This is a genomic window from Anabaena sp. FACHB-83 (genome assembly GCF_014697485.1).
GTDB lineage: Bacteria > Cyanobacteriota > Cyanobacteriia > Cyanobacteriales > Nostocaceae > Nostoc_B.
In genome coordinates this window covers 20828-30155 of record NZ_JACJRY010000063.1, presented here as the reverse complement: position 1 = coordinate 30155, position 9328 = coordinate 20828, and the positions used below count along the sequence as shown (strand labels likewise).

Annotated in this window: 7 protein-coding genes and 1 pseudogene; all 8 read left to right on the top strand. The window is 43.3% G+C overall.

All coding sequences use genetic code 11. From position 1 onward, the window contains the following. Positions 1–195 (top strand): annotated as a pseudogene (locus tag H6G79_RS36545) (hypothetical protein); the annotation flags it as partial. Positions 196–375: 180 nt separating this feature from the next. Beyond that, on the top strand, positions 376–1137 hold the full coding sequence (locus tag H6G79_RS32925) for a hypothetical protein (protein ID WP_190594713.1): 762 nt from the start codon (positions 376–378) through the stop codon (positions 1135–1137). Further along, positions 1112–1288: a hypothetical protein gene (locus tag H6G79_RS32920; RefSeq protein ID WP_190594712.1), complete on the top strand. Its 177-nt coding sequence runs from the start codon at positions 1112–1114 to the stop codon at positions 1286–1288. The genes H6G79_RS32925 and H6G79_RS32920 overlap by 26 nt, the downstream gene beginning before the upstream one ends. A 542-nt stretch (positions 1289–1830) precedes the next feature. Continuing rightward, positions 1831–4212 (top strand): phosphoketolase, encoded by a 2382-nt coding sequence (locus H6G79_RS32915; RefSeq protein WP_190594711.1) that lies wholly within the window; start codon positions 1831–1833, stop codon positions 4210–4212. A gap of 225 nt (positions 4213–4437) precedes the next feature. Next, entirely contained in the window at positions 4438–5475 is a 1038-nt protein-coding gene (gap, locus tag H6G79_RS32910; RefSeq protein WP_190594710.1) for a type I glyceraldehyde-3-phosphate dehydrogenase, read from the top strand. A 287-nt stretch (positions 5476–5762) separates the two neighbouring features. After that, entirely contained in the window at positions 5763–7193 is a 1431-nt protein-coding gene (pyk, locus tag H6G79_RS32905) for a pyruvate kinase (protein WP_190594709.1), read from the top strand. Positions 7194–7342: 149 nt separating this feature from the next. After that, positions 7343–8335: a transaldolase gene (locus H6G79_RS32900; protein ID WP_190594708.1), complete on the top strand. Its 993-nt coding sequence runs from the start codon at positions 7343–7345 to the stop codon at positions 8333–8335. Between the two features lie 522 nt (positions 8336–8857). Beyond that, on the top strand, positions 8858–9088 hold the full coding sequence (locus H6G79_RS32895) for a hypothetical protein (protein ID WP_242048698.1): 231 nt from the start codon (positions 8858–8860) through the stop codon (positions 9086–9088). Positions 9089–9328 lie beyond the last annotated feature (240 nt).

Sequence of the window (9328 nt, the reverse complement as noted above, 5' to 3'; positions counted from 1 at the left end):
CGCAGATTCAGTAAGCTCAAAGAATACGCAGAGTATGCTGACAAAACAATGACTCAAGTGATAGATGAGCTTATTGACTCGTTACCAAGCATAAACAATGCTGACTCCTCACCTACCCCCTGTCCTGTCAAGGAAAGCGGATTGAATTGGTTGTGGGTCAATTCGTCGTCAGCCAAAAATTCATCCCACATCTGACCCGAAGGGCAGTGTGGGATGAATTTTTGATTAAGCTAAATAATTTGTAGTTGGTAATTTTAGTAGCGAAATTTAGCATAAAACATAGCAAAACTAGTGAAATGACTGAATAGGGATGTACTGTTATTGACATTTGTCAATTCACAGGTTGCACCTTATTAATGATTTTGGAGCAATACAGTGTCAAAAACCTCCTTAGCAGCACTACTTTTGACTAATGTTGGAACTGCATTAGCTTTTACCCTTTCATCCTTTGTCTATCCAGAAGTAACCACAGCACAGTCTCTAAGGACTATATGTGGCTTCACACCTCCGCCTGGTTATGTGGCTGTTGGTTATCGTTATTTACCTGAATGCCGTACAGGAGGAACTACAGATACTTCGCCAAATGCTGTTACCATCCGAACTCCCTCATCAGGATTAACGATATGCGGCTTCACACCCCCTAATGGTTATGTGGCTGTTAGTTATACTTATTCGTCGGAATGCCGTAAAGAAGGACTTTCAGGTACTTCACAAAATGCTGCTGTTATCCGAACTCCCTCATCAGGATTAACGATATGCGGCTTTACACCCCCGACTGGTTATGTGGCTGTTAATTATATTTATGCGTCAGGATGTCGTACAGGATTAAGTACAGGTACTTCACAAAATGCTGCTACCATCCGAACTCCCTCTTCAAGATTAACGATATGTGGCTTCACACCCCCGACTGGTTATGTGGCTGTTCGTTATACTTATGTGTTGGAATGCCGTCAGCAACAAACGACAAGTACATCTGACAACGCCAGTATTATCGATACTCCCGTTACAGGGTTAACAATATGTGGTTTGACACCACCTTCCGGTTATGTGGCTACTCGTTATGTTTATACCTCTGACTGTGATAGAGGAGGAACTATAGGTAATGCTAACAATGCCTCTGTCATCGCATCTATATGAGGGCAGAGTAGGCTCACCTGCATTTGATGTGAAGTATTACCTGGATAGATATCCTGACTTAAAGCAAGCTTACGGCACTAATTACAAAGCTGCCACTGAACATGGGTTAAATCAAGGTTTACCTATTGAGGGCAGAATTGGAGCGCCTTAAAAATTCGATGGAGAATTCAAATGATTGCTTATTCTCAATTGTTGCTGTTCTGGGAAATGTTTGTGATTTAAAAGCAAGCTATGGATTCTCCATCTAACACTATGATTCAATTCTGATTTCGGTGATCATTAAATGAATGTAGAAAACTGACAGATGCACGCAGATAAATTCGTACCTTCACAGACTAGTGAAGGCTAGAGTCTTTAATATTTTTTAGTAAAAGTAATATTTCTTTAATAAGATTATCTTTTCTAAACCAAATTCTGTAGTGAATTTCTGGCATTTGTCATAAATGGTTTAAAAAAATCTTAAAACTAGCGAGTCATGTTGGTTACATCTGCTACTCTCTCAAGCAGGAGATATTCGGGAATTATTTATCACTCACTAAAAATTTTCGCACCAGCGATCGCAACAACAAAGTACAAGTTTTTCCTGATTGGCGCTGGAAAAAATTTGTCATGAGTAGGATGGCCGTTATTGCATAGACCACTACACTAGCTTACGAAACAAGGTCAAAATCCTGTTGTATACGGAAATTTGTTATGACTTTAGCAATCTCTCCACAAACAAAGCCTTTAACAGACGAAGAATTGCAGAAAATTAACGCCTACTGGCGGGCGGCGAACTATTTGTCAGTAGGGCAAATCTATCTCCTAGATAATCCACTGCTGAGAGAAACCCTGAAAATCGAACACGTCAAACCCCGACTTTTAGGACATTGGGGAACAACACCAGGGTTGAATTTGATTTATGTCCACCTCAACCGCATCATTAAAAAATATGATACGGACATCATTTATATTGCTGGCCCTGGTCATGGTGGCCCTGGTTTAGTTGCGAACACCTACCTAGAAGGAACTTACAGCGAATATTATCCCAACATTTCTCAAGATGCTGAGGGAATGCAGCAGTTGTTTAAACAGTTTTCTTTCCCTGGTGGGATTCCTAGCCATGTCGCCCCCGAAACCCCTGGTTCAATTCACGAAGGTGGAGAATTAGGTTATGCCTTGGTACATGCTTACGGTGCAGCTTTCGACAATCCTGATTTGATTGTGGCTGCGGTTGTGGGTGATGGTGAAGCCGAAACCGGGGCTTTAGCTGCTAGTTGGCATTCTAATAAGTTTCTCAACCCTGTAAATGACGGGGCAGTTTTGCCGATTCTGCACCTCAATGGGTATAAAATTGCCAACCCCACAGTGTTGTCACGGTTAAGCGACGAAGAATTAGAAAGCTTATTTGTGGGCTATGGCTATAAACCTTACTTTGTCGAAGGTTCTGAACCCACAGACGTGCATCAACAGATGGCAGCAACCTTAGATACAATCATTTCCGAAATTCAAAACATCCAAAGAGAAGCCCGCGTACATGGATTTACAGAACGTCCACGCTGGCCGATGATTATTTTGCGAACTCCCAAAGGCTGGACAGGGCCAAAAGAAGTTGATGGCAAGAAAACCGAAGATTTTTGGCGATCGCATCAAGTCCCCTTTGGAGCGATCGCTCAACAGCCACAACATTTAAAATTACTCGAAGACTGGATGAAGAGTTACAAACCCGAAGAACTCTTCGACGCAAACGGTAAACTCATTCCCGAACTCGCCCAATTAGCCCCCACAGGCCTGCGGCGGATGGGCGATAATCCCCACGCCAACGGCGGTATCTTGTTGCGTGATTTGCGAATGCCCAACTTCCAAGATTATGCCGTACATATTCCCCAACCCGGCAAAGTCGAAGCAGAAGCCACCAAAGTCACAGGCCAATTCCTCCGGGATGTGATGAAACTCAACCTCGACAGTCGGAATTTCCGCGTTTTTGGCCCTGATGAAACCGCCTCTAACCGATTAGATGCCATCTTTGAAGTCACTGATAGAACTTGGGTTTCCAAAATCCTGCCCGAAGACGAACACCTCTCACCCAACGGTCGGGTAATGGAAATTCTCAGCGAAACCAATTGTCAAGGTTGGTTAGAAGGCTATCTCCTGACTGGTCGTCATGGATTCTTCTCCTGCTACGAAGCATTTATCCATATCATTGACTCCATGTTCAACCAGCACGCTAAATGGTTGAAAACCACGCGCCATATTTCCTGGCGCAGACCAGTTGCTTCCCTAAATTACTTACTCACCTCTCACGTTTGGCGACAAGACCACAACGGCTTCTCGCACCAAGACCCTGGTTTTATCGACCATGTAGTCAACAAAAAATCAGAAGTAATTCGCGTCTATCTTCCCCCCGATGCCAACACCTTACTTTCTGTAACCGACCACTGCCTAAGAAGCCGGAACTATGTCAACGTGATTATTGCCGGCAAACAACCAGCCTTGCAGTATCTAGATATGGATGCAGCCATTAAACACTGCACCAAAGGCATAGGCATTTGGGAATGGGCAAGTAACGACCAAGGTAGTGAACCAGATGTAGTCATGGCTTGTGCTGGGGATGTACCCACCTTAGAAACCTTGGCGGCTGTGGATATGCTGCGTCAATTCTTCCCAGACTTAAAAGTTAGGGTGGTCAACGTCGTTGATTTGATGACATTACAGCCAAAAAGTGAGCATCCTCACGGTTTAAGTACCAAAGACTTCGATACAATTTTCACAACCGATAAACCAATTATCTTCGCCTTTCATGGCTATCCTTGGTTAATCCATCGGTTAACCTATCGGCAAACCAATCATCAGAACCTCCATGTCCGTGGTTACAAAGAAGAAGGCACGACCACAACACCCTTTGATATGGTGGTTCTCAACGACCTCGATCGCTATCATCTAGTTATGGATGTAATTGATCGCGTGCCGAAACTAGGTTACAAAGCCGCATACATCAAACAACACCTGCAAGATAAGCTGATCGAACACAAACACTACATTTCCCAATACGGCGAAGATATGCCCGAAATCCGCAACTGGCAGTGGCCGTATTAAAACAGTGAACAGTTATCAGTTATCAGTCAGTTCACTGTTTACTGATAACTGATAACTGTTCACTGATAACTGATAAAATCCCAAAACCTTAAAACATCTCTAACAAAATGCGTTTAGGTGTCTAAGACTGTCACGATCAGCTCAGTCAGACCAAAATTAACCCAGCTAAATGCCGCGCTGAAACGGAGAACAGACCTGGGTTGTTCTCAACTAGGAGGTTGAATTTTGACGAAGTTAAAAGTTGGTATTAATGGATTTGGTCGTATTGGCCGGCTAGTGCTGCGGGCTGGCATTTATAACCCTAACATTGAGTTTGTGGGGATTAACGACTTAGTACCACCAGATAACCTCGCTTACCTGTTGAAATATGATTCCACTCACGGTAAGTTTAAAGGCAAAGTGGAAGCCAAGGAAGATGGCATTGTCATTGATGGACATTTTGTTCCTTGTGTTTCCGTGAGGAATCCTGCGGAATTGCCTTGGGGTAAATTAGGCGCAGATTATGTAGTGGAATCTACTGGACTCTTCACTGATTATGAAGGCGCAAGCAAACACCTAACAGCAGGTGCAAAGCGCGTTGTTATCTCTGCCCCTACAAAAGAGCCAGACAGAGTTAAAACTTTGCTGATGGGTGTAAATCATCACTTATTCGACCCCAGCAAAGATTTAGTTGTTTCCAATGCCAGCTGCACTACAAATTGTCTCGCTCCCATTGCTAAAGTCATCAATGATCAATTTGGTTTAACCGAAGGCTTGATGACTACAGTACATGCCATGACTGCCACTCAACCCACCGTAGACGGCCCCAGTAAAAAAGACTGGCGGGGTGGTCGAGGCGCAGCCCAAAATATTATTCCTTCATCCACAGGTGCAGCAAAAGCAGTGGCTTTGGTATTGCCAGAATTAAAGGGTAAGTTAACCGGAATGGCTTTTCGCGTTCCTACCCCTGACGTTTCAGTGGTTGACCTCACCTTTAAAACTGCAAAAGCTACTAGTTACAAAGAAATCTGTGCAGCTATGAAGGAAGCTGCAACAGGTGAATTAGCCGGAATTTTAGGCTACACCGACGAAGAAGTCGTATCTACAGATTTTCAGGGTGATACTCATTCCAGTATTTTCGACGCAGGTGCCGGAATTGAGTTAAACTCCAACTTCTTCAAAGTTGTTTCTTGGTATGACAACGAATGGGGCTACTCGAACCGGGTGGTAGACCTGTTGTTATCGATGGCACAAAAAGAACAACTGTTGACTGTAGCAGCTTAATAAAGTCTGAAGTGTGAAGTATGAAGTATGAAATTTATACTTTAGCTTTCACACTTCAGACTTCATAAAAAAGTGTTTTTACATACATAAGGAGTGATATGAAGCACAAGTGATATAGATGCAGGCAATTCTGGAAAGCATTGATAGCGGTAGTCAGAAAGACTAGGAAATTTCAAAAGTACTAATACTTTTGACTTTTGGTTTTTTACTTTTGACTTCTCCGGCAAAGCCGGAGTGCCTCCTGCCTCCTCTTCTATATCGCAATATAGACCCGAACCCTAATCCCTATGCGTCGAACCAAAATTATTTGCACTGTTGGCCCTGCTAGTTCTGCACCGGAAAAACTACAAGCCCTTGTAGAAGCTGGGATGAATATAGCGAGGTTAAACTTTTCACACGGCGCTCATGAATTTCACGGACAAACGGCTAAATATTTACGGCAAATTAGTGCCGATCGCCAAAAGCCAGTGGCAATTATGCAAGACCTTTGTGGCCCGAAAATTCGTCTAGGAGTTTTACCACCAGAAGGACTAAATGTCGAAGCTGGGGAAGAAGTCACATTTGTTTTGCAAGACAAAGGCAATAGTATCGACGAACTGCCTTTACCCTTGCCGACTTTGTTCGCAATGGTTAGACCAGGGGAACCGATTTTAATTAATGATGGACGTGTAAAGTTAATTGTCACCGATCGCGATGCCGATAAAATTCGGGCGTTGGTGAAAATTGGCGGGTTAATTTCCACCCACAAGGGCGTTAATCTGCCAGAGACACCATTACCCGTAAGTTCAATCACCGAAAAAGACTTGATGGATTTACGCTTTGGCATCCAGATAGGTGTAGATTTTGCGGCGGTTTCCTTTGTGCGATCGCCCCAAGATTTAGAACCTGCCCAACGGATGATTGAAGCTGCTGGGGCTGCAATTCGTTTAATTGCCAAAATCGAAAGACCAGAAGCAGTTGAGCGTTTTGACTCCATCTTACAAGTTGCTGACGGCATTATGATTGCCCGTGGCGATTTGGGGGTAGAAGTCCCCATTCACGAAGTTCCCCTGATTCAAAAGGATATTATTCGCCGTTGTAATCAGGCTGGTAAACCCGTGATTACTGCTACCCAAATGTTGGAGTCAATGATTAGTTCACCAGATCCCACCCGCGCCGAAGCCACCGACGTGGCTAACTCCATTTTGGATGGTACTGATGCCGTCATGCTTTCTGGAGAAACAGCCGTTGGTCAATATCCTGTAGCGGCGGTGCAAATTATGCACAACATCGCTGTACGGACAGAACAAGCTTTGCAAGAAGGTGGTAAACATTCCTGGTGTCACGAAGCAGGTAGTCTCAGTGTTACCGAATCGGTGGCTGAAGCAGTATGTCGCATCGCTTATGAAACAGGCGCAAAGGCAATTCTTTGTAATACCACCTCTGGTAGTACAGCTAAATTAGTGTCCAAATACCGTCCTTCCGCGCCGATTATTGCCCTCACCCCTGATGAAAACTCCTATCGCCAACTAGCACTTTCTTGGGGAATTGAACCTATATTCATTCCCCCAGTTCACAATGCGGAGGAAATGTTTATCAACGTCGTCAACACAGTTGCAGACACGGGTTTAGTCAATGAAGGCGATAAAGTGGTAATTACTTCCGGCGTTCCAATTGGTAAATCAGGCACAACTAGTTTAATCAAAGTGCATTCTATTGGACAGCCGATTCTCGCTTGACGTAGCTAGAATAAGGCTGAGGCTTCGCTCAGTGAACAAAGCAAGCATTAAGAAAGATTGCCGAAATCAGAATTTTAGCGACCGTAGAAAGTGTAAACACATAGGGGAATTAGGTAAATCCTACACAAATCACCATCGCGGAGTTGATTATGTCTAAAAATTTACTAGAACAGTTGCGCGAAGTTACAGTAGTAGTTGCTGATACTGGCGATATTAAAGCCATTGAAAAATTTACACCGAGAGACGCGACCACCAACCCTTCCTTGATTACGGCTGCGGCACAAATGCCAGAGTATCAGGATATTGTTGACCAGACTTTATTGCAAGCTAAAAAAGACGCTGGTGCTGGTGCAAGCAAAGCCCAAATAGTATCTTTAGCTTTTGACCGCTTGGCTGTATCCTTTGGTTTGAAGATTCTGCAAATTATTCCTGGTCGGGTTTCTACAGAAGTTGATGCCCGTTTATCTTACGACACCGAAGCGACAGTTGCCAAAGGTCGAGAAATCATTGCTCAGTATAAAGCTGCTGGCATTGGCCCCGAAAGAATTTTGATTAAAATTGCTAGTACCTGGGAAGGTATTCGCGCCGCCGAAATTCTGGAAAAAGAAGGTATTCACTGTAACTTAACTTTGTTGTTTGGTTTACATCAAGCGATCGCTTGTGCTGAAGCAGGTGTTACCCTCATTTCCCCCTTTGTCGGTCGGATTCTGGACTGGTATAAAAAATCAACTGGACGCGACAGCTACCCCTCTGCTGAAGATCCAGGCGTAGTATCTGTTACCACCATCTATAACTACTATAAAAAGTTCGGACACAAAACCGAAGTTATGGGCGCAAGCTTCCGCAACGTTGGTGAAATCACTGAATTAGCAGGTTGCGATTTACTCACCATTTCTCCTTCTTTGTTAGGTGAATTGCAAGCCACCATCGGCGAACTACCCCGCAAACTTGATCCTTCTAAAGTCGCTTCTTTGGACATTGCCAAAATCTCCATCGACAAAGCCACCTTCGACAAAATGCACGCCGAAGACCAAATGGCTTACGACAAACTAGACGAAGGTATCAAAGGATTTACCAAAGCCTTAGAAGACCTGGAAAAACTATTGGCAGACAGACTATCTAGTTTAGAAGTAGCCGTCTAGCCATCTTCTTCCTTTTTTGTTGGATTAGAAGGAATAATTTAACAACAAGAATTCTGGATTTTTAATTCAGGATTCTTTTTTTTAAATGAAACGGATTTTTTTGTAGAGATGTTGCAATGCAACGTCTCTACAGATTTTATGTTTATCACTATATGACTAATACCATAAGTATTAATTAATACAGATTTAACCAGTCATCAAATTCCCGATCTCCTGAAAATCGAGTATATTTTTGTTATATTGTGTCCGCTTAATTACTTACTAAAACCCATAAACCCCACCCCGCCAAAGCTACGCTTTGTCTCCCCTCCCCGTGAACGGGGAGGGGTTGGGGGTGGGGTGCAATGATTGTCGCAATTATCACTAATTAAGCAAACTTGATATTATAAATATTTTTTCATTGGGTAGTTGACTGGTATAAAATTATACCCTATTATTAAAGACATGAGAAAGGCGATCGCCCCTCACGCCAGAGTCTGCGATCGCCTTTCTTTAACCCATTATTCAGAGTCGATTATGATCATGGCACAAGAAAGAGAAAATCCCGAACATCCGCAGTCTGTTCCCCAGTCATTTCCTAAAAGAGAACGCATTAAACATTTATTGATTGGTTCTCCCAAAGCTGTCACCAGCACAATACATTACTTGCAAGCAGTGGGTTATGCCAATGTCGGTGATTGGAGTCCTTTACTATCCACAGATAACCCTGATGAAGTGATGAGTATTTTAATCCGCCAAATTTTAACTGCATAACTTGAAACCATAACCCCGATTTTTCTCTAGAGTCGGGGTTATGTTTTGCTCAATTGTCTTAAAGATCCCCCTAAATCCCCCTTAAAAAGGGGGACTTTGAATTGAATTCCCCCCTTTTTTAAGGGGGGCTAGGGGGGATCGAAATGCTACTAGGCAACTTGATAAGACTGTCAAAAAGTACTCATCGAATTTACGTTAACTGAACCGTATTGGTGTTTTGCTGATATATCAAACTTTTTC